Here is a 19397-nt window from a genome sequence, read left to right as displayed (position 1 = left end):
CCAGGAGGACTAAGTATGCGTGATAAAAATATGATAAATAAGGATGATTCTTTTGATAAATTTAAAGAAACTGTACTTGAGATTTACGGGTTAGCCGAGAAAGGTAAATTTAAAAACTTTCTTGATCAGGTTGCTACGCTTGAGTATGAAGGAGAATTAAGGGTTGTGCTATTGAAAAAAATAGCACAAGATGAAAAGATAGAAGCGCACCTGGCAACTGAAGATAAAAAAGGTATTTTCAAAAAGCTTAAACAAGCAAGCAATGACGATACACTATCCAGTTTCCTTTCAGATCATGAATCTAACGATGATCTTCAAGAAATAGTGAACAATTATCTAAAAGGTAATACTATTGATGAGCTTTCAAAAGATATTAAAAAGACTAAATATGAAAAAATCAATGAAGAATTATTAAATAAATTTTTATATGATGGCTATAGCCGTTTAACTGAAGCAAGTAAAAATCAGGTTAATAAGTTTCTTTTTACTATTGCAAAAAAGAATATAGAGGCAATTTCACATATCTCAAAAGGGACTCAAGGCTACAATAGTCAGGCTGTTAGAGTTGCTCAAAATAGGACTTATGAAGTTTTTGATCTCACGCTGCAACGGCTTGCAGAACCATGGAGAGAAATGCATTCAAGAAGATCATACACTTTAGAAAAAATTACTTACCAACCAGAAAAAAGTGAAAGCAAAAATAAATCCTGGTCTTTTTGGGATGGTTTGGGGTATTTTTTTAAAAATCTTGTAAAAACGGGAACGTTTAAATGGAAACCTGATGACTTGAATAAGCCAAATATAACGCCGGCATCTTTAAAATTGAGTCAGGAAGGTTGTTGGTATGATCTTTCAGCATTAAAGTTTCAAAATGCGTCGGTGGCAGAAGAAGCTGAAAAAGCCATTAAACAAAATCAAGAAGCTATTAAAACGGATCAAAAAACACTAAAGCAAAATAAAAATACGCTTAATGCGATCAGTCAAGCGCATGAGGAGATAAAGCGCGATACTGAAAAAACAACAACAAAGTTGGAAGCGTGCGAGAAACTAGTTAGTGAAATACCGAAGAGTAACCCACCCTCAGCTACAGCCTTAGATCACAATGATAACAAAAGAGAAAGCTCAGATAAGTTTAATCGTATCCTTGAAAACTTAAAACAGTTTATGGATGAAAGTAATTACGACCGCATATTAAACACATTAAATGATAAAAAGAATGATTTTGAAAAAATAGCGTACTTGAATCAAAAAATTAATTGTATTTTAAAGGAGATTAACTACACGCCTGCTACAGGTGCATATAACCTTCAAAAGTTAAATTCAAATAGCCCTATAAAAAAAGCGCAAACAAAGCTGGAGGAGCAGCAAAAAATTATTAAAAAATTGTCTGATTTTGGCCAGGGGCTAAAAAGGAAAATAAATACATCACAACAAAGATCGAAGAATTTTGAGAGAGGGGTTTTTGAGAAAATAGTGAATCATAAGGAGATTAACACTTCTGTAATTTTAGAATAAACAAATAAATAGATAAATAAATGGGAGACAATTATGCCAATGAATATAGAAGAAGTGAAAGATATACTTGCTGAGAATGGTCTGAATGCAGCAAAAGATAATTATCCTGAAATGGAAGAGATGCTTACAGCAGTATTTATAAAGTATATGCAGGAAAAGTTTAATGACCGAGCAAGTTTGGAAAACAATACATCAGGCAGATTAGCTGATATTAATGCAGTTTACGATATTTGCAGCAATTGTAGTAGTAACCCCATAAATTTCAAACAAGGTGTCAGTAATTATATTGAAACCAAAATGAAGTTTGGGGTGTTTGGTAAGCGCGGAAGTAAACTTGCTAGTATGCTCAACAATTTTTTAACAAGCAAAGAGTACGATGAGTTGACAAGAGTGACAATCACAAAACTTACTAATCGTAACTTATGCCTTAGTAATGACCTAAATAAAACACAAGAAGATTTAATTAGAGTAAGCCAATTACTTGATGAAAGCACACAGCAGTTAAAAAACTCTACAGTTCATCTTGATAATTCAACAAAGGAGCACGAAAATCAAGGTAATCAGTATAAAAACCTACTAAACAGTACAAATGAAATCAAGCAAGAAGTTAGAAAAAATGAAGAAACAACAAATAAGCTTTATGATGATTTAATTAGTTTAAAGAAAACAAATGAAGAATTGCGTAATGAAAATGAAGATCTTAAGGCGCGGTTGACAGTTTACGACAATGTGAAGCTAGATGAGCTCGGGAGCTATCCATCATCTTATTCTAATAGCCCATTTGAGGCTAGAGTAAATTCTTTTGATAAGAATACTAACCTAACCCAAGAAATAAAAAATACTTGATTTAGGGCAGATGATGTAGACAAACTTTGAAGATACCATTGAGGAAATAAATAGAAATCAACAAAATCTGTTGATTTAAAGAGTTAGTGTACAAAAACCTCTGTATACAGCCCCAACTGTTGTGAGTAAGGAGTAACCTTTGCGTGGATTCCTGTTCTGGTCAACTAAAATTGGACACATGGTAATCCTTCCAAAATTTTAGAAAATGTGTAAAATTACTGTTGAGCAATTTAGTTTGTGAATACTGGATACGTGATATAATCCGTATAAACAAAACAGCTACGGGAAGTATTTTATATGGACTACCAAATCAACCCTTCAATATTATCAGCAAACCTTGCACATCTTGGCCAGGATGTAAAATCGGTGATAACTGCCGGTGCGGATAATATCCATTTTGATGTGATGGATAATCATTATGTCCCGAACCTTACTTTTGGGCCGATGCTGTTATCGGCATTAAGAAAAGATGGGATTACGGCAAATGTGGATGTGCATTTAATGGTCGAACCGGTTGATGATTTAATTAAAAGCTTTGCAAAAGCAGGTGCTTCAAGTATTGTTTTTCACCCTGAGGCGACAAAACACCTTGATCGAAGCTTAAGCCTGGTGCATTCATTTGGCATTAAGGCAGGTGTTGCATTAAACCCTGCCACGGATATCTCTGTATGCAATCATGTTATCGATAAAATAGATCGAATCCTGGTGATGACGGTGAACCCTGGCTTTGCTGGACAGCGTTTGATTGAGGGGATGTATCAAAAAATTACACAGATTTCAAATTGGATTGAATCCACAAAAAAAGATATCTTGTTAGAGGTTGATGGTGGGGTGAGTGTTGAAAACATTGCCAAATTAGCGCAATGTGGTGCACGGGCCTTTGTTGCAGGCTCCGCTATTTTTAACCAAAAAGACTATAAAAAGGCTATTGATCAGATGCGTTTGGCATTATAGCGTTCGATAAAAAACATCAACCACTTTATCCTGAAAAATACGTGCTTTATTTCGTTGATTCTCATGTAAATCATTGAGCATAATAGAGAAGCTCAGCAGGTGATTTTTTTGGCTAAGCAAATAACCTGAAAGGGTGGAGACACCATCTAATGTGCCTGTTTTGGCATGGACTTTCCCTTGCAAATGGCCACCCATGCGATATGCCAGGGTTCCATCAACCCCAGAGGTTGGAAGGTAGCTATATAGGCGTTTACCAATGTTGCTGTTATAAACATTACTTAAAAGATTGACCATAAAAAGCGGGGTGACACGATCTAGTATGGATAATCCAGAGCCATCTTTCATAACAAGCGCTTTGGTATCGGCATGGTAAGTCTTTGTCAGGATATTTTCAATGGCTTTTGTGGCCATGGTGGTTGAGCCTGCCCCATACATCACATAACCCACGGTGCGGGCAAAGCTTTCAGCATAAAGATTATCTGATTTTAACAGCATATGCGTTAACAAATCCGATAAGGGTGCTGAGCGAATTTCGGCCAGCTGATCAAGCTTTTGTTTGGGCAGGTTGCCAATGATGATGTCACCGGTATAGACAAGCCCAATTTCTTTGACGAAATCCTTAATCGTATCCAATGTCTTTAATGCAGGATTTGCAATGGCAAGACTCATGTAAAATTCGGCTTTTCTTGGCAAACAACCTGATAGATGGGTAACATTATCATCATCCATGTTGAGTGTGAATGGACAATTTTTCCGGATGTTATAAGGCTCAATGGTTGCACTGTTTTTAAAGGTAATATCACTGGTATTGGCAACTTCTTCGACTTTGGTTTTATTGCCGCTAGTATTGATTAATTTAATTACCGTGCAATTTTTATTCATATTCATGGTAGAGGCAGGTGCCGCATAGCAGTATTTTGTATCTTCATGCGACCAGCCTTCAGGAATATAGCTTCCGGTAAATTTATTAGCTACCGCAATAATATCACCATCAATTTTCTTAATGCCATTTTGCTTAATTTGTGCAATAAGATTATAAAGGCTTGAGCCTGTCAAGCTTGGGTCACCTGAGAAATCGATATACAGGTTTCCCTTAAGTGTGCCATTATTGAACTTGGATTTTTGATAGAATACACGCGTTTGAAATTGAAAATTTGCCGGCAGTGTGGCTAAGGCAGCAATGGCGGTAAATATCTTATTATTGCTTGCCGGGATAAAAAATCGATTCTGTGCATATTGATAAAGCATTTCTTTGGAATTAACACGCTGTACGGCAATACCAATGCTGGCATTGGTAAGGCGATATTTCTTTACAAGATAGCGGATTTCCTGGCGTGTCGAGTTTTCGGCTAAAGCAACGTTGCTGATCGTAAAAATAAGGGTTATCCCTATAATTACTTGTTTTGTTATCAAGCATTGCAAGCGACGGCTAAGTGGCAATAAAAGATTTGATAATTTCATTTTTTTCACGATAAGTCTTTCAATAAGGTCGACTTTTTAGCTATGTTAGTGATAATAACAAGAATCTTAATATATTGTAATGAGTTAATAGCGATTATGTATCAAGTCAGTTTACGCGATATTCAGTTATCGGTTTATTTGGGTGTTTATGACTTTGAGCAAGTAGAAAAACAGACAATTAAGGTTGATATGGATTTAAACTTTCACACGATGCCTGATGGTTGTCAAAGTGACAAGCTTGAGGATGTTATCTGTTATGCAAAACTGAATGAGGCAATGCTGACAGCTGCAGCACAAAAGCGCTATCAGCTTATCGAGCATCTGGCCTTTTCACTACTTCAGGCAATAAAAGCGCAGTTAACAATACCCGCAGATATTCGTGTCAGTGTTTATAAAAGGCCACCTTTAGATAATGTGGGTTATGCAATTTTCACAATGGAGCAGCCATGGCAGACGTCATTTTAGGTTTAGGTAGCAACCTTGGCCGTAAGCTTGATCATCTAAGTCAGGCAATTGAGCTAATCAAAGAGCATGTTGGTGTGGTAAAGCATATATCTTCTGTTTATCAAACCAAAGCACTGCTGCCAGAAGGTGCGCCAAAAGAATGGGATTTGGATTATTACAACATTGCATTGCAAGTAAAAACACATTTAACGCCTTTGGCGTTATTAGATGCATTACAGGAAATTGAGCAAAAGCTTGGTCGAGAAAAAGACCATGAATTTTGGTCGCCAAGGCAAATTGATATTGATATTTTAACATTTGATCACCAGGCCATCTCACATGAACGCTTGATTGTGCCACATGAAGGGTTGCTTAAGCGTCGTTTTGCCTTAGCGCCTTTATTAGAGATTGTGCCAAACTGGCAATATCCTGGTCAATCAATTGATTTATATAAAACGTTATATCAGATGCCACCGATTAAACTGGCACCTTTTGGTTTATCCGGCTCAAAAATCGTAGGTATTGTGAACTTGTCACTGAATTCTTTTTCAGGTGATGGGCAGCAGCCGGATTTAAAGACATTCCAAAAACAGATATTATCGATGATCGAATCAGGGTGTCAGGTGATTGATATTGGTGCAGAAAGTACCAAACCCCATGTAACACCTAAAACACCTGAAATGGTATGGCACATACTTAAACCTTATTTAAAAAGCCTTGATCAGCTGTTTAAAGAGCACACCTTTCCAACAAGAATTGATGTCAGTATTGACACCTATCATATAGCGGTGATAGAAAACGCACTACAGTTTGCGTGTGTGACGATGATCAATGATGTCTATGGTTATGATGAGGCAAAAATCGCAGCGCTTATTGGGCAAACGGATGTTAAGTATGTTTTTATGCACCAACTGGGCAAAGCTTCTGGTGAATATATACCAGCAGATGAGGATTGTCTTGAATCTATTTGTTTATATGCAAAGCGTAAAATACAAATGCTATTAGAACTTGGCGTGAAAAAAGAGCAGCTTATTTTTGATGTTGGTATTGGTTTTGGTAAACATGCATTCCAAGTCAAAAAAATATTAGAGAATATTGCTTTGATCAAAAAACATCTGAACGTGCCGATTTTAATTGGTCATTCCAGGAAAAGATCCGCATCCTTGTACACTTGTGGAGAGGCAGTGCATCAAAAGGATATTATCACAGCGATGATCAGTCGTGATTTATGTAAGCAAAAAATAGATTATATTCGCGTACATGATGTGAGTTTAGCGCTGGCAGCCAAATTCAGTTAGTTTGATGAAGCTTTATGATACACAGGTAAAGACTGGATAATTGGTCCTTGATAATTCCCGGCATCAGAGCGTTTTTTTCTTGAAGATTGATCATTAAAACGAATGGTGATATCAGATCGTTGAGTGATAAATATTGGTGTGCTGCAGATGATTCTTTGTGGCGTATTTTGGCCTTTAAAGTATAAATTCACCGCATGTCGGATTTTCCTTGGGTAACGTATATAAAAGATCGTTTGTGATGGATAAGAGGCAATTACGCTAATATCCTGCGTCATTGGCTGATCGGACTTTTTAAGTGCGCTTAGTTTTTTCATTAACGCTTCTTGTGATATCGGTGTGCTGACGACATTTTGCTCTTGATAGAACGTCATATGCGTTATCTGATCATCATCAATATAGCTTATCATTCGATTAAGCATCTTCCAGTTTATCCGGCTGTGAAAACGCGCTTTTTTAAAAGTGTTTAGGTGATGAACAGAGCCGTTGTATAGTGCCTTGACTTCTGTAATGGCCTGGTGGATTTTATATTTGGCCTGGTTGATTTGTTCAATTAAATCACCGACATTTTTGGCAATATCTATTGGTATAAATACATAACCGATAAGTGTTACCGTATCTCCCCCTGCTAAATCATCGGTATTCATATAGGAAAAGGCTGCATCAATAACGGTGGGTAAGCTTAGTCTTTCTGGTTCTGGATGTGTGGTATTTTCGGTGTAAAAAAAATTAAATGCCGCCTTATTGTTTAATGTCTGTGCTGATAGTAGCTGTTGTATGCTTGTGGTAGCTTTATCAATTTCAGCAATAGATTGCTGTATTTTGTTCTCGCACTTTTTTAATTTAAATGATTTGTGTTGATCAGTGTCCATATAGCTTCTTAAAAAGAGGTAATAACACCAAATCATTGTAGCTGGAAAAGATGAATATGCAAGTGCTTTATGTTTTCTTATTTTGATTCAATACGGATATCCAACACTGTTTTAGTATTCCCTAAATTATTCAAGTCATAAGTGCATCAACGTCATCGCCGCCAAGCGACGATGACGCACTTCTCGTAATCACCACGCTTACCAAGCATTGAGACAGGACTTGCATATAACTCAAGGAATTAGTGGAGACATATCGATTAAGTGTCATCGTTTTCATAAAGGCTTTCTTGCGCAATAGTAGTCAATCTTAACAATAAAATTCCTGGAAGTGCGTAAGTTCACTTAATTATATCACGCAGCAAATGCCAGCGGGTGTCGCTGTGATATTGTTGGTTGGTTCATTTGCTGCGTTGGTGGCTTTTTTAGATGACTTGGTCCTTTTTTCATCACGATAGCTTCAGATGTTATTACTGACTTTGTATAGCGATGCGCTAGGATTTCAGCAGGAACTCTTTCTAAAAGCGTTTGCGTATAACCATAACAAGCCAGATAATTAGCGGCATAATGCGTAAAGGCATAAACATATTTAATGCCTGCGTAATAAAGATAAGCATCAGCTTGTTGTAAAAGCAGTTGGGCAAGACCTTTGCCGCGATATTTAGGGGTAACAGCAAGTGATCGCACAATTGCATAATTATCGATGATTTCAACACCGATAACACCGATAAGCTTTTGTTGATGCCAAAAGCCAAAAAATCGCTGCTCTGGGCTAAAAAAAATGTCTGCATTAAAAAAGTTCACATCAGCAAGAAGTTGTTGAATTGCAGTTTGGTGAGACTTGTTTAATACAGATATTTTCATGTTATTCTCCTGATATATTTTTATTTGAACTGTTCTTTTGCCTGTTCAGGCAGTTTTTTTAATGCATTAGAACATCGAGTGACCGTGCTAATGCTCATGCCAAGTTCTTTGGCAATTTCGCGCTGTGTGAGTTTAGAATACAGCATTAAATGTGTCAGTGATATTCGACCGGCTAATTGTACTTTTTCTTCTGATGTCAGTAAGTACTCTAAAATGGTTTCCATCTCTGTTTCTGAGGTGGTTTCAGTAAGTAGCTTAATGATTTTTTGCCAGCTATCTTTTTCGTTCATTTTATATAATTAAAAAAGCTTGTATTACTGTAACGATACAAGCTAAATAATTCATTGTCCAGTAATAAATGGAAGTTTTTTGAAGTTTGTGAATTTTTATGTACATTAACGCCTACTTCGTTTATTATGTTGTTGATTTGTTGAACAGATAAATAAGTGAATTTTAAAAAGATGAGCATAATTATTAAAACACCGCCGCAGATTGAGAAAATGCGTATTGCAGGAAGGCTTGCTGCAGAAGTATTAGATATGATCGAGCCTTATGTTGTCGCAGGTGTGACAACCGGTGAGTTAGATAAAATATGTCATGATTATATTGTTAATACACAAAATGCCATCCCAGCACCATTAAATTATCATGGTTTTCCAAAATCGATTTGCACCTCGATTAATCATGTGGTTTGTCATGGTATTCCTGGTGATAAAAAATTAAAAGATGGCGATATCATCAACATTGATGTCACGGTAATCAAAGATGGGTTTCATGGGGATACCAGTAAGATGTTTTATGTTGGTGGGGAAAATAAAGCCAGTACACTAGCAAAGCGTCTGGTCAAGGTGACACATGAGTGCCTGTGGAAAGGTATTGAGCAGGTGAAACCTGGGAATACCTTAACCGATGTTGCTGCAAGCATACAGATGCATGCGCACAAGCATCACTTTTCTGTTGTTGAGGTTTTCTGCGGCCATGGGATTGGTCAGGGGTTTCATGAGGACCCGCAAGTAATGCATTACGTACCTAAAATCCCGTATGAAAAAGCGCGTCTTGATGCGGTTGTTTTTAAGCCGGGCATGACTTTTACTATTGAGCCGATGATTAATGCAGGCAAAAAACAGGTTACTATTTTAAGAGATGAATGGACAGCGGTAACCAAGGATAAAAGCTTATCCGCACAATGGGAACATACCTTGATGGTGACCGAGACAGGCTATGAAGTCTTTACATTGCGTCAAGAAGAAATAGTAGATAATAAATTGCCGTTGCGCCAAGAAGAGATGACTTGAATCGATTAGATACAATCGCGTATACTATGGCTTATGCATAAATTTTAGGTAGTAAAAACGACATGGTCACTCAAAAGCAAGTCAATGAAGCCTGCCAGATGATCAAGCGTGATGGTGATGCTATTACGGTGGCAAAAGTGCGCACACTTCTTGGCAAAAAACATTCGTTTTTTGAGTTGGCTGATAAAGTGCTGCTTTATAAAGATGATCCGGATCTGGCAAAAAAAATAGCACAGTCTGAAAAAAGTGCGGCTTGCAATAAAACAAAAGAGACCGGAATGGTTGGCGTCATTGATCAAGTCTTAAAAGATCACGATGTTGCAATGCATGAAGCGTTAGCATTTAAACTATCTGAAGTATTACATCATGACATAAAAAAACGCATTTCACATCAAACTAAGCAATGCCAGGATACCTTATTAAAAGTAAGACGGGCAAATGATCATATTGAAGTGCGATATTATGGTCTTAAAGCACGTTTTGATGCTTTAGTGCAGACGCATCAAAAGCTTGAAGAGGAACACTATAAGTTGCAGCAGGCATTGCAAAACGCTCTGGCACGGCGAAAAAACTATCAAAATGAAATAGAAGATAATAAACCTGTACAAATGCGTGATTACCAGGCGCAAATGTCCTTGTTAGAGGGAAACTGCTGTGCAGGATACGATCCAAGGCGTAAACAGATTGTTGTTAAAGTCCCTGTAAAGCACAAATTAATTAAAGAATTTGAAAAGGGGCAGAACAGTATACATCTTCGGGCGGATGCAACATTTGATTTTGCGAGTAAGTATTGGTTTTTAGACGGTTTTGAAGCAAAGACAATCCAGCTTTTAATGCGTAATGACTTTGTGATTTCAAAAGAACTTTCAACTGTGTTGCAATATCTGCAAGCACAATAAACATGGCATTTGGTGTAAAAACATGAACAAACGCATCAAATAAGCCTTTTCAATCCGGGCGAGGGTGTTAAAATAAGCGTATTTTCATATTTAGGTGACATACATAGATGCCATTTATTGTAACAGAGAGTTGTATAAAGTGTAAGTTTGGTGATTGTGTTGAAGTCTGTCCTGTGGACTGCTTCTATGAAGGGCCAAATATGTTAGTGATTAATCCTGACGAGTGCATTGACTGTGCTTTATGCGAGCCTGAGTGTCCTGTTAATGCTATTTACTCAGAGGATGAGCTGCCACAAGATCAAGAGGTGTTTATTGAATTAAATCAGGCGCTTTCACAGCGTTGGCCGAATATCACTGAAAAATGTGAGCCACCAGAAGATGCCGATCAATGGCGTGATGTGAAAAATAAACGCCAGTATCTCGAAAAATAGTTGATAACGAGCAGGATAATGAAAAATAATAACAATAAAGCTGGGAAGCTGCCAACGCTTGTTATTTTAGATCGTGATGGTGTCATTAATGAAGATTCGGATCAATACATTAAATCTTCAGCAGAATGGTTGCCGATTCAAGGTAGTCTTCGGGGGATAAAAAAACTCAAGCAATTAAAAATTCCTGTTGCCATTGCAACCAATCAATCTGGAATCGCACGTGGCTTTTTTTCTTATGCAGCGCTTCATGACATGCATCAAAAACTTTTTTCTTTGTTAAAAACGGATGCAGATGCAATTCGCTATATTGCTGTTTGTCCACATGGGCCTTGTGATGATTGTGATTGTCGAAAACCTAAAACAGGAATGTTGCTGGAGATCAGTCAGAAACTTTTGATTGAATTATCTAAAAGTGTCTATTTTGTCGGTGATAGCTTAAAAGATATTCAAGCGGCAAATCAGGCAGGTTGTACGCCTGTATTAGTAAAAACCGGCAAAGGCGAAAAAACATATCAACAAAACCCTGTTATATGTCAAAAGCTTCTTGTTTTTGATAACTTACAACAGTTTGTGGAATCACTGTTATGAAAATATTAAAATGTTTATGGCATGGCGTGCTATGGTTGCGCCAAATTATTTTTGTGCTTTATATGGCTGTTATTACGGTTGTACTCGCCTCTATTACCACATTGTTGGGATTTTTGCGCCTGCCGATGCGTATTCGCTTGATTCCTGCTAAGATATGGTCAACGCTTGCGCATTGGGGAATTTTTTTCTTTCTGTGGATACACGTGCGTATTAAAGGCAGAGAAAACGTGCCAAATAAACCTTGTGTTTATGTGTGTAAGCATCAATCATCTTGGGAGACGGTTGTGTTTCATGCCTTGCTTTATAATGCGTGTTTTGTCTTAAAGCAGGAGTTACTTCGTATTCCTTTTTTTGGTCAGGGTTTAAAGGCGGTTGGTAGTATTCCTATCGATCGAAAGCAAAGCTTCAAATCTTTTAAGAAAATTTTGCAGATGGGTAAAGCGCGACTTGGTTTAGGGCTTAGTATTATAATTTTTCCTGAGGGCACCCGTGTTCCTAAAGGGCATTACCCAAAGTTTCACAGAACGGCAATGATGTTGGCAAAATCAACCGGTGCTGCCATTGTTCCAGTTGCACATAATTCAGGTGTTTGCTGGCCAAATAGAGCAGGGTTGATTAAACCTGGGCGTATTACCTTGTGTTTTGGTGAGGTGATTGCATCGGATGATTTCAGTGTGGATGAATTAAATCAGCACTGTTATCAGTGGATTAATGACACGGTAAAGTCATTAGGCGGTTAAAATGGTTTTAGGATTCACCTATATTACCTGTAAATATTTTAAAGTAGTATTAAGACGTTATAAGAGAATAATAGAAGGTTAAGTATGGAAATTACAAAAGCAGTATTCCCTGTCGCAGGATTGGGAACAAGGTTTTTACCTGCGACAAAAGCATCACCCAAAGAGATGCTCACAGTCGTGGATAAGCCATTAATTCAATATGCCGTTGAAGAGGCAATTGCTGCAGGTGTTAAAGATTTGATTTTTGTTACCAGCGTGCATAAACGTGCTATTGAGGATCATTTCGATAAGAACTTTGAATTAGAATATAATCTGGAACAAAAACAAAAGCGTGAACTGCTTGAAGTTGTGCGCAATATTTTACCCAAAGGTGTGAATTGTGCTTATGTTAGACAAAGAGAAGCCTTGGGGCTTGGGCATGCGGTATTGTGTGCGAAACCACTTGTAGGCAATGAGCCTTTTGCTGTGCTGCTTGCAGATGATTTAATCAGTAACCCAACAGGTGATGGTGCGTTATCGCAGATGGTTGCGCAATACTATTATCAAAAATGTGGTGTGATTGCAGTACAAAATGTTCCTAAAAAAGACACAGGGTCTTATGGTATTGTTAAAACGCGCCAAGATGAAAGCATTGAAGCAATTGTTGAAAAGCCAAAACCAGAAAAAGCGCCATCGACAAAAGCAGTTGTTGGGCGTTATATATTAACCCCGGAAATATTCACGCATTTGGAGAATATTCCAACAGGTGCCGGTGGTGAAATTCAGTTAACCGATGCGATTGCCAGGCTTATTAAGACACAGCGCCTTATTGCCTATCCTTTTGAGGGTGTTCGTTATGATTGTGGTGATAAGCTTGGGTTTTTAATGGCAAATTTTGAGTTGGCGAAACAGGATCCAATATTGGGTGAGAAGTTTATCCAGCGTGTTAAAGCGAGTATGGAAAAAGATAAAAACAGGTAAAATAATCGTGCATACAGGAAGCGTTTATATTGTTTCTGCACCTTCTGGTGCTGGTAAAACGTCACTTTTAAAGGCATTAGTCAAAACGGTGAGGGGTATCTGTGTTTGTGTTTCACACACAACAAGACCGCCAAGACCAGGTGAAACTGATGGCCAGGACTATTACTTTGTTGATCAGATAACTTTCAAAGACATGATTAATAATGATGATTTTGTTGAGTATGCAAAGGTGTTTGATTACTATTATGGTACGTCGAAAAAATCGATAGAGGCATTAATTCAGCAAGGCCTGGATGTGATTTTAGAGATAGATTGGCAAGGTGCAAGGCAGGCCAGGTCAATATTTGGTGATGATTGTACACGTATTTTTATTATGCCGCCATCACTTAAGGTTCTACGTGAACGCTTAGTAGCGCGTGGCCAGGATGCTGAACATGTGATTGAAAAGCGTATGGCGCAAGCCTTGGATGAGGCATCACATGCCAATGAGTATGATTATGTGGTGGTAAATGAAGACTTTGATGAGGCGCTTAATGATCTTAAGGCAATCTTTCGTGTGCAAAAGCTTAAGGCTTGTGTAAACTATCAATTAATATAGTGTAAATGGATGTGGTTTAAATGATAAAAAAAAATATAACGTTTTTATCCTTATGTGTATTAAGCAGTCTAAGCTATGCGCATTGTGAGCTAGGACAGACCAGCTGTAGCCGTTTTAGTCTTTCGCCGACGATTGGTTACTATAAGTATGCAGAGCCAGGTTATATGAAGATAACGGGGCTTTCTGTTGGTCTTCAATTTGATTATCAATATATTCAAAAGAATAACCTTGTGTTGCAGATTCAATCTCAATTAGGGTTTGTTAATGGGAAATATGATGGCTCTTTATTGAATAGTCAACCTTATAGTAATTCAAATGATGACAGTTATATCTTTAGCGTTGCACCTTCTGTTGGTTATCGCTTTTCCTTTTCAAATAACGCAATGCAGCTAATTCCCTATGCAGGTTTAGGTTATCGCTTCTTAAATAATGATACTTCTGATACAAGTGCAGGTTATCAGCGATTATCGAATTATTTTTATCTGCCAGTTGGTTTTCAGTTCGAACAACAGCTAAAGCGTTGGCAGTGGCAGTTAAATGCTGAATTTGATTATCTTATTTATGGTAATCAATACTCTGGTATTGATGGTGGGGTGAATAACCCGCAGCATCATGGCTGGGGTGCGAATGCAAGCTTATTATTTGGCCATCAGGTTGACAGTGTTGGCTGGTATGTTGGGCCTTATATTAAATATTGGCGTATTCAGCAGTCAGATACGGCTTCAGGCAATACAAGTAGTTGGGTTGAGCCAGAAAACTATACCGTTGATGCCGGAGTGATGTTTAAATTTGTTTTTTAGAAATAATTCAAGTGCCTGCAATTAACAGTTACCTCAAGCGTTGATTTCAATTACAATGACAGTAATGAAAGATACTGATTACTATTTTGATGTTTGATATAGAAAAAATAAGGCAGGATTTCCCTTTTTTAAGGCAAACCATACATGGCAAACCCGTTGTTTTTTTAGATACGGCAGCTTCGGCACAAAAGCCACAAGTCGTTATTGATGCGGTAACAGAAAGCTATACCAATAATTACGCCAATGTGCATCGAGGTGTGTATACATTAAGTGATCAGGCGACAGAAAAATATGAAGGCGCACGTAAAACTGTTCAGAAATTTATTCATGCAACCTATTTTGAAGAAGTTATCTTCACCAAAGGCACAACCGAGGCGATTAATCTGGTCGCATTTTCTTTATTAGATACTTTGTTTCAACCTGGTGATGAGATTTTGCTAACAGAAATGGAGCATCACGCGAATATTGTACCATGGCAGCTTATTGCAAAGCGTAAGCAGTTAACAATAAAGTATATCCCAGTTACAGATGAAGGCGAGCTTATGTTAGATAAGCTACCATCACTGGTGACAAAAAAAACAAAAATGCTGGCGTTAACGCATTGCTCAAATGTGCTTGGCACCATTAATCCTGTCAAAGCTATTATTCAAACAGTCAAAGAACTATGTCCTGATATCGCAGTTTTGGTCGATGGTGCGCAATCTGTTGTGCATCAGCGTATTGATGTGGTAGAGCTGGATTGTGATTTTTTTGTTTTCTCTGCGCATAAACTGTATGGTACAACAGGAACTGGTGTTTTGTATGCGAAAAAGAAATGGCATGAGATGATGATGCCTTACCAGGGTGGTGGCGACATGATAAAAGAGGTGAGTTTGCAAGAAACGATCTTTGCAGATGCACCTTATAAATTTGAGGCAGGGACACCTGATATTATTGGTGTGATTGGTTTGGCAAAGGCGATTGAATATATCTCAGCAATTGATATTCTCTCTTTGCAGAACCATGAGCAGCAATTATTGGATAAGGCAACACAGATGCTAAAGACAATCCCGGGGTTGAAAATTTTAGGTGAAAGTAAGCATAAGGCTTCTGTAATAACCTTTATCATTGAAGGTTTTCATGCAAATGATCTGGGTATGTTGTTGGATTTATCGGGTGTTTGTGTTCGCACTGGGCACCATTGTGCACAGCCTTTAATGACGCGCTTTGGTGTAAAATCAACCGTTCGCGCATCATTTGGTATTTATAATACATTAAGTGATGCTGATAAATTGGTATCTGCGTTAAACAAAGCAATAAAAATGTTGGCATAGTGTTTGCTCTCTTGTACGTTTTAATAAGTGCTTTTCCCTTAAGCTTTCTTTAAGTATTTGCTTGATAGACTTACCAATACAACGTCATTTATTTAATGAATGTTGCTGGTAAAATCTTAAAATATTTGAGGAGTCTGTCATGAAAAAATGGTTAACGCGTATGATAAGTATTAGCTTACTATCGATGTTTTTACTGGGGAGCTTAAATGTGGGTTATGCACAAAATCAAGATTTTGTCGCAAGTTCAACAAACAAAACATATCAGCAAAGCTTGCTGCAATCAAATGAGATATCATTAATTACAAGCAGTGATTTTTAATTATGACGTTACATGTTTTATTTCTAGGTGCCGTCACGCTTGCATGGCAGGGATTCAGCAAGCGTTTCTCCTTACCTGATTGTGTATCTACCCTAAAAGAAAACATTTGTAAGTGTGCATCTTAAAGCAGAAACTATGTGTTTTGATTGAGTTTATCACAGATCTCTTTTTTAGTATTGCGGCAAAACGCTATAATAAACACCACAGCACAAGCCAGAATTAACGAAAGCATAATGCCTAAGGCGATAATTACGCTTGTTGTTAAACCAACTGGCGCCAATGAAACAGTTACCCCGCCAAAAGTGCTTACATCACTTTGTAAAGATTGCAGTTGAGATTGATAGTTTTGAATTCTCAAATTATTGCTTAATATGCTGTTTTGGTAGTTGATAATCGTGTTGGATAGATTGTTGAGTAACACTTGCCCGTTAAGGTTAGATAGGTCACTGTTACTAGTGAGTTTACCCATGTTGTCCTGAAAGCTTTTTACATAATCAGCATACCTTGTATTTTGCTGATTTAGTCGCTCAATATTAAATTTAATGTTTGTTGTCCAGTTTTTAATACGACTCTGGTAGCCTTCTTGGTTGGTAACATAATGAGTAAACTGCTCAACGCTTTCAGAGAATTGTGCTTGCTGGCTTTTGTTGGCTTTTGCTGATATTTGCATTTTTTCTGTATCAAGTTTGAGTTTTTGGCTGAAGTCATGCCTGTTCTCAAGTTGAAACTGATTGAAGTAAACGTTTAAAAATTTCTGTAATATGCTATTAGCAATAACATTCCTAATTTCCCCATTTTCTATATAGGTCGGGCCTGATATAGCAACACTGTATTCATAGCTATCTTTATGTAAAACCCCAAGCGTGATACTTGATATGGTGCCAATTATGAAAAGTGTCAGCCAAAGTTTAAAATGTTTTATAATGATAACTATAAGATCACTGATGCTGATAAGATCGTCTTCTTTTGTTGTTTGCATAAACTATCCTTTTTAACTTGCTATATCTTTATTTTTGCTTTTAGTCGTTATGTATTAATTTCTCAGCCACGCCAATATAATTTGCCGGGGTGAGGGACTTTAACGTCGCTTTGACTTCTTTTGGTAAAGCCAGTTGATCAATAAAGTCTGATAAATCCTGCAAGGTAATGCGTTTTCCGCGCGTTAATGTTTTAAGTTTTTCATAGGGTTTTTCAATCCCATAGCGGCGCATTACTGTTTGTACGGCTTCACCTAGTACTTCAATATTGTCTTTTAAATCCGCTAAAATAGGTTGGCGATTTAGCTCAAGTTTGCCAATACCCTTTAGCATCGACTGATAAGCAATTAAGCTATGGGCAATGCCAGTGCCCATGTTGCGAAGCGCTGTTGAATCTGTCAAATCACGTTGCCAGCGAGAGATGGGAAGTTTTCCAGATAAGTGATTTAGCAGACTGTTTGCAACGCCTAAGTTGCCTTCGGCATTTTCAAAATCAATTGGATTGACTTTATGTGGCATTGTCGATGAGCCAATTTCTTCGGCAATTGTTTTTTGTTTAAAGTAGTTCAGTGCAATATAACCCCAGATATCACGATTAAAATCAATTAAAATTGTATTAATACGACAGATGCAATCAAAGCATTCGGCGATATAATCATGTGGTTCAATTTGTGTGGTTAAGGGGTTGTAGGTGAGCCCTAATGCTTCTACAAAACTTTGCGCTACTTGTGGCCAGTCAATTTCTGGATAAGCGATGACATGGGCATTAAAATTCCCGACAGCACCATTTATTTTGCCTAAGTATTCAAGATTATCTAATTGTTTTAATTGGCGCTTAAGACGATAAGCAAAATTCGCGATTTCTTTGCCAAGCGTTGTGGGCGATGCTGGTTGACCATGTGTTCGTGATAACATGGGTTGATCTTGAAAATCATGCGCTAATTTTTTTAAGGCCTGATAGATAATGCAAAGTTCAGGCTCAATCACTTCATTAATTGATTTTTTCAGCATCAAACCGTAGGCAAGATTGTTAATATCTTCTGAGGTGCAGGCAAAGTGGATAAATTCACTTAAGCGACTTAACTCTTCATGATTTGAGATTTTTTCCTTAATGAAGTATTCAACGGCTTTCATATCATGGTTTGTTGTCTTCTCAATCTCCTTGATACGAAGTGCGTCCTTATCATTAAACCGAAGGATAATGTCATCAAGTATTTGTTTGGCTTTATTTGATAAAGCAGCGACTTCATTGATTTCAGGCAAGTTTGCCAAGTGCTGTAGCCATTTGATTTCAACGTTAACTCGAAAGTGAATCAACCCATATTCACTGAGCAAATGACGAAGTGGATCGGCTTTATTTGCATAACGACCATCAACTGGGGACAGGCAAAAAATAGATTGCATGGCGCTCTTAGTGTTTTTAGTAAGTCAAAAGTGATTTGATTGTACCAAAAAAATATAAAAATGTTAGGTAAAATATTTTATTTTAGGTAAATGCCAATTTCTAAAAATAGCACACAGGCGAATAATAAAGCCAAAAAGAATGATTAAGATCGCAGTTACAAGGTTGTCAATGTTCAATATCATGGTGAATGTGTGTAATACGCCAACGATGGCCGCAACAATTGCATAAAGCTCTGCTTGGAAGACAAGTGGCATATCATTACATAAAACATCACGTAGAACACCTCCTGAAATACCGGTGATAATCGCCATTAATACAGCAACAATCATGCTGCCAATAAGTTGAAATTGAGGCGAGACAGCATTTAAAGCAATATGAAAACCAATATCGCTGCCTAAATAGGCAAACGTAACAAGCCCAAGCGCATCGACGATAAGAAAAAACTTATGAAGTTTTATAATATGTTGTGCGATCATCATGGCAATTGCTGAGGCCAAAAACGTAATAACAATATACTCAGGATGTCCAACCCAGGTAAGCGGGTAATGTCCAAGTAACACATCGCGCACCGTTCCACCGCCTAAGGCGGTAATGGTTGCAATTGTGATCACACCAAATAAATCCATGTTTTTACGTCCGGCTGAAATGGTGCCAGACATGCTTTCGGCACTAATCCCGACAATATATAAGATTTGAAATATAAAGACTTTATTTACCAAAAAGCTCATCATATGGTTTTTGCTTATTGTTTGTGACGCTTGTTTTGTGTTGTATTTTATACCTTGACAAAAGCGTGTGAAATCAAATGCAGTTATGATAGCGAA

Annotated in this window: 22 protein-coding genes; 15 read left to right on the top strand and 7 right to left on the bottom strand. The window is 37.5% G+C overall.

Going from position 1 to position 19397, the window contains the following annotated elements:
* The first annotated feature begins 15 nt into the window (after window positions 1-15).
* From DNK84_RS06795 to rpe, 3 genes are all read left to right on the top strand, one after another.
* Complete coding sequence (locus DNK84_RS06795) at window positions 16-1515, top strand: hypothetical protein (protein WP_119343793.1); 1500 nt, start codon at window positions 16-18, stop codon at window positions 1513-1515.
* Between the two features lie 33 nt (window positions 1516-1548).
* Window positions 1549-2361: a hypothetical protein gene (locus tag DNK84_RS06790; protein WP_119343792.1), complete on the top strand. Its 813-nt coding sequence runs from the start codon at window positions 1549-1551 to the stop codon at window positions 2359-2361.
* A 297-nt stretch (window positions 2362-2658) separates the two neighbouring features.
* Window positions 2659-3315 carry a ribulose-phosphate 3-epimerase gene (gene rpe / locus DNK84_RS06785; protein WP_119343791.1) on the top strand — a complete coding sequence of 219 codons (657 nt, stop codon included), beginning with the start codon at window positions 2659-2661 and terminating at the stop codon, window positions 3313-3315.
* On the opposite strand, the gene dacB is transcribed toward rpe, so the two are convergent.
* Window positions 3310-4776, bottom strand: coding sequence for a D-alanyl-D-alanine carboxypeptidase/D-alanyl-D-alanine endopeptidase (gene dacB, locus DNK84_RS06780; protein WP_119343790.1), 1467 nt, complete (start codon window positions 4774-4776; stop codon window positions 3310-3312). The genes rpe and dacB overlap by 6 nt on opposite strands.
* Window positions 4777-4872: 96 nt before the next feature.
* Between dacB and DNK84_RS06775 the strand changes: the two genes are divergently transcribed.
* Together DNK84_RS06775 and folP are read left to right on the top strand one after the other, a co-directional pair.
* On the top strand, window positions 4873-5241 hold the full coding sequence (locus DNK84_RS06775; RefSeq protein ID WP_162902280.1) for a dihydroneopterin aldolase: 369 nt from the start codon (window positions 4873-4875) through the stop codon (window positions 5239-5241).
* Window positions 5223-6518, top strand: a complete 1296-nt coding sequence (gene folP / locus DNK84_RS06770; protein ID WP_119343788.1) for a dihydropteroate synthase — start codon at window positions 5223-5225, stop codon at window positions 6516-6518. The genes DNK84_RS06775 and folP overlap by 19 nt, the downstream gene beginning before the upstream one ends.
* Here folP and DNK84_RS06765 read toward each other — a convergent pair.
* The 3 genes from DNK84_RS06765 to trpR form a co-directional block, all read right to left on the bottom strand.
* A complete protein-coding gene (locus tag DNK84_RS06765; protein WP_119343787.1) occupies window positions 6515-7387 on the bottom strand; it encodes a DNA replication terminus site-binding protein in 873 nt (290 codons plus the stop codon). The two genes, folP and DNK84_RS06765, sit on opposite strands and share 4 nt — an antisense overlap.
* Window positions 7388-7738: 351 nt before the next feature.
* Window positions 7739-8248, bottom strand: coding sequence for a GNAT family N-acetyltransferase (locus DNK84_RS06760; protein WP_119343786.1), 510 nt, complete (start codon window positions 8246-8248; stop codon window positions 7739-7741).
* Window positions 8249-8268: 20 nt separating this feature from the next.
* Window positions 8269-8538, bottom strand: a complete 270-nt coding sequence (trpR, locus tag DNK84_RS06755; protein ID WP_119343785.1) for a trp operon repressor — start codon at window positions 8536-8538, stop codon at window positions 8269-8271.
* Window positions 8539-8709: 171 nt separating this feature from the next.
* Here trpR and map point away from each other — a divergent pair, with 171 nt between their 5' ends.
* The 10 genes from map (at window position 8710) to DNK84_RS06705 (ending at window position 16191) form a co-directional block, all read left to right on the top strand.
* Window positions 8710-9543: a type I methionyl aminopeptidase gene (gene map / locus DNK84_RS06750; RefSeq protein WP_119343784.1), complete on the top strand. Its 834-nt coding sequence runs from the start codon at window positions 8710-8712 to the stop codon at window positions 9541-9543.
* Between the two features lie 62 nt (window positions 9544-9605).
* On the top strand, window positions 9606-10442 hold the full coding sequence (locus DNK84_RS06745) for a hypothetical protein (protein WP_119343783.1): 837 nt from the start codon (window positions 9606-9608) through the stop codon (window positions 10440-10442).
* Window positions 10443-10549: 107 nt separating this feature from the next.
* Window positions 10550-10873 carry a ferredoxin FdxA gene (gene fdxA, locus DNK84_RS06740; RefSeq protein ID WP_119343782.1) on the top strand — a complete coding sequence of 108 codons (324 nt, stop codon included), beginning with the start codon at window positions 10550-10552 and terminating at the stop codon, window positions 10871-10873.
* Between the two features lie 18 nt (window positions 10874-10891).
* Window positions 10892-11461 carry a D-glycero-beta-D-manno-heptose 1,7-bisphosphate 7-phosphatase gene (gene gmhB / locus DNK84_RS06735; protein ID WP_119343781.1) on the top strand — a complete coding sequence of 190 codons (570 nt, stop codon included), beginning with the start codon at window positions 10892-10894 and terminating at the stop codon, window positions 11459-11461.
* Window positions 11458-12201, top strand: a complete 744-nt coding sequence (locus DNK84_RS06730; protein WP_119343780.1) for a lysophospholipid acyltransferase family protein — start codon at window positions 11458-11460, stop codon at window positions 12199-12201. The genes gmhB and DNK84_RS06730 overlap by 4 nt, the downstream gene beginning before the upstream one ends.
* 84 nt (window positions 12202-12285) lie before the next feature.
* Window positions 12286-13161 carry a UTP--glucose-1-phosphate uridylyltransferase GalU gene (gene galU / locus DNK84_RS06725; RefSeq protein WP_119343779.1) on the top strand — a complete coding sequence of 292 codons (876 nt, stop codon included), beginning with the start codon at window positions 12286-12288 and terminating at the stop codon, window positions 13159-13161.
* 7 nt (window positions 13162-13168) lie between these two features.
* The gene (gmk, locus tag DNK84_RS06720) at window positions 13169-13759 is read left to right on the top strand and encodes a guanylate kinase (protein ID WP_162902279.1); all 591 of its coding nucleotides are present in this window, start codon (window positions 13169-13171) and stop codon (window positions 13757-13759) included.
* A 20-nt stretch (window positions 13760-13779) separates the two neighbouring features.
* Window positions 13780-14559, top strand: a complete 780-nt coding sequence (locus DNK84_RS06715; protein WP_119343778.1) for a hypothetical protein — start codon at window positions 13780-13782, stop codon at window positions 14557-14559.
* Between the two features lie 89 nt (window positions 14560-14648).
* Complete coding sequence (locus tag DNK84_RS06710; RefSeq protein ID WP_119343777.1) at window positions 14649-15872, top strand: aminotransferase class V-fold PLP-dependent enzyme; 1224 nt, start codon at window positions 14649-14651, stop codon at window positions 15870-15872.
* 139 nt (window positions 15873-16011) lie between these two features.
* The gene (locus tag DNK84_RS06705) at window positions 16012-16191 is read left to right on the top strand and encodes a hypothetical protein (RefSeq protein ID WP_119343776.1); all 180 of its coding nucleotides are present in this window, start codon (window positions 16012-16014) and stop codon (window positions 16189-16191) included.
* 133 nt (window positions 16192-16324) lie between these two features.
* On the opposite strand, the gene DNK84_RS06700 is transcribed toward DNK84_RS06705, so the two are convergent.
* The 3 genes from DNK84_RS06700 to DNK84_RS06690 form a co-directional block, all read right to left on the bottom strand.
* Window positions 16325-17170 carry a hypothetical protein gene (locus tag DNK84_RS06700; RefSeq protein ID WP_119343775.1) on the bottom strand — a complete coding sequence of 282 codons (846 nt, stop codon included), beginning with the start codon at window positions 17168-17170 and terminating at the stop codon, window positions 16325-16327.
* A gap of 40 nt (window positions 17171-17210) precedes the next feature.
* Window positions 17211-18572 carry an adenylosuccinate lyase gene (gene purB / locus DNK84_RS06695; RefSeq protein WP_119343774.1) on the bottom strand — a complete coding sequence of 454 codons (1362 nt, stop codon included), beginning with the start codon at window positions 18570-18572 and terminating at the stop codon, window positions 17211-17213.
* Window positions 18573-18635: 63 nt separating this feature from the next.
* Complete coding sequence (locus tag DNK84_RS06690; RefSeq protein WP_235826846.1) at window positions 18636-19304, bottom strand: trimeric intracellular cation channel family protein; 669 nt, start codon at window positions 19302-19304, stop codon at window positions 18636-18638.
* Between the last annotated feature and the right edge of the window lie 93 nt (window positions 19305-19397).

The organism is Facilibium subflavum, from assembly GCF_003574485.1.
GTDB lineage: Bacteria > Pseudomonadota > Gammaproteobacteria > Francisellales > Francisellaceae > Facilibium > Facilibium subflavum.
This window is presented reverse-complemented; position numbering and strand designations above follow the sequence as displayed.